The following is a 2,071-nucleotide window of genomic DNA, read 5'->3' on the forward strand; positions in this document are numbered from 1 at the left end:
TGCCGTCGAAGCCGGTTTCGGAGGTCTGGTGGCCGTTGCGGAACGGGGCTAGCTTTTTTGCAGGCGAGCTACAAGCTGTTCGATCATTCCAACCAGCATGGTGCGATCTTCGTCCGCCAGTTTGGCCAGCAGATCGGTTATATACATGGCCTGATCTGTTGGACGATAGCTAGCTTCTTGTACCAAATCGGCGGTTGAGCAGCCGAAAATTTCCGACAGCTGCATCATGCGCGTGATGGTTGGGATGACCACTCCACGCTCCATCCTAGACATGGCTTCCAAGCCAATTCCAAGCTTTTCTGCCACCTCCTCCTGTTTGAGCCCGATAGATGTCCGGCGTTTGGCAATGGCTTTGCCAACCGACTTAGCGAGCGCGTCTTCGTTCTGCATCTAGTGTCCTCCATTCGACCTATATGGTCGAATGGCACCCCATTGACATGAAGGACCGTCAGGGTTGATACTCAACTTTATAAGTTGGTAATCGGCATGATGAGTTGATCTTGCGATGAGGGCGGGGAAGAAAAGTTGATGCGTGTCCATGAGACTTGTTCTTATCGATGGAGGTATCGCGATGACGAAGATGAAATGTCCGGAGTGTAACGGTAGTGGGGAAGTTCCTTGCGACTTGGCTTTTGCGACGGAGAAGCATCCAGCGTACTGTCCCGTATGCCAAGGTGATCCCAAGGTGAGGATTGATTGCCCTCTATGCGAGGGGGAGGGGGTAGTGAATATCTGATACAGATATGAGAAAAGCCTGTTTCCCTGATGAGGCTGACAGGCTTTTACTCGGGTTTGGACGTCGGGATTTTAAAGCTATGTAGGAATAGCTGTCGATATTTGTACAATCTCACATGAAAATTTTCTCTAGCTCAGTGAAGCTTTGAGCAATTTTTTTCATATTCCCAAAGTAAGGTGATATCGAATTGTCTGCTTCGTTGTTGTGATCCCAGAAATATATTTCACCTAGGCCGTCAACGGTGCAGTTCATTATTAATAAGCTACCACTGCTTTCGTGCGCTATTGGTATGAATCCTTGGGGAATACGCCCATTGAAAATAGTGATCGCATAGTCAAGTGTGCAAGATTCCATAGGATTCTTGAATGCATATAAATACTGTATAGATTTTTTTTTAGCTCCAACTTTCACTGAACTTGGATCAGGTTTTCCACCGTTCTGTGTAGTTAAAAAATCCAAATAATCTTCTGGGAATTTTATTCCTATATTTTTTGAATAGGATTCAATTTCTGATCGAGTCGGCTTTTCTTGATATTCATAAGCGGCGAGTAATTGTTTTTTTGTTCTTTTGTCATACTTTACGCCATGTTTTAATAGAAATTCAATCTCTTGTGGACTGGTTCCTAATTGGAGGTATTTCATATTTATCTCTTTCTGGTTCCGCAAATTGCGGCACCGCCAGTATGTTTTACGACATCATGTATGTCTGCTGGTAGTAGCTGCAGTTTCCCACTTTGCGGATTATGGTGCCACACCATTCCTGGAGGTGCTTTGTCACCAAATGGATTTCCTTTTCCGAATGCAGCTTCATTTGCTCGTTTAAAATCAGCACTGTCTGTTGTGAACCCACCAACATTCACATTTTTAACAGCATATCTTGAAAAGTCTGGGAAGCCTTTCATGTTGAATGGCACCCCGTGTGGATATTTCCCTACAACTCCTGGGTATTTCTTTTTAAGGCTGTCTGGGAGGTCCTGTAATGGCATGGTTTTGCCAGCATAGCAGGAGTTAATTGGCATTCTGCCATTAACCTTATCCACGGATGTTCTGTTGGAGTGCGTTTCATATTGAGCACCTGGTTTTAGTTTTTTAAGTCCATATGGGTCTATCCATTGAATTGGGTCAGGACCATACTCATAGTTATTTTCTCCGCCAAATAACCCAATCGGATCCCGCGAAATAAACCGCCCGATCTCCGGATCGTAGTAACGATAACGGTTGTAGTGCAGCCCGGACTCGTCGTCATGATACTGCCCCTGGAAGCGGAATGGGTTGCGGATGCCGGCTTTGCCTGCGGCGTCGGCGATGACTTCACGCGCCTGGCCCCAGGCCTGG

General features: G+C 46.1%; 3 protein-coding genes. All 3 read right to left on the reverse strand.

What is annotated here, in order from left to right:
• Positions 1 to 48: 48 nt before the first annotated feature.
• Positions 49 to 390, reverse strand: a complete 342-nt coding sequence (locus LQR33_RS23680) for a helix-turn-helix domain-containing protein (RefSeq protein ID WP_043619447.1) — start codon at positions 388 to 390, stop codon at positions 49 to 51.
• Between the two features lie 457 nt (positions 391 to 847).
• Entirely contained in the window at positions 848 to 1,378 is a 531-nt protein-coding gene (locus tag LQR33_RS23685) for an SMI1/KNR4 family protein (protein ID WP_231470693.1), read from the reverse strand.
• 2 nt (positions 1,379 to 1,380) lie between these two features.
• Positions 1,381 to 2,071 (reverse strand): RHS repeat-associated core domain-containing protein (locus LQR33_RS23690; protein WP_231470695.1); only part of this gene is annotated, 691 nt, incomplete at its 5' end.

Source organism: Chromobacterium piscinae (genome assembly GCF_021129175.1).
GTDB classification, from domain to species: Bacteria; Pseudomonadota; Gammaproteobacteria; order Burkholderiales; family Chromobacteriaceae; genus Chromobacterium; species Chromobacterium piscinae.

What these genes read in the sequence shown, in the direction of transcription:
- LQR33_RS23680 (WP_043619447.1), bottom strand. Translation starts at nt 390, where the DNA reads ATGCAGAACGAAGACGCGCTCGCTAAGTCGGTTGGCAAAGCCATTGCC.
- LQR33_RS23685 (WP_231470693.1), bottom strand. Translation starts at nt 1,378, where the DNA reads ATGAAATACCTCCAATTAGGAACCAGTCCACAAGAGATTGAATTTCTA.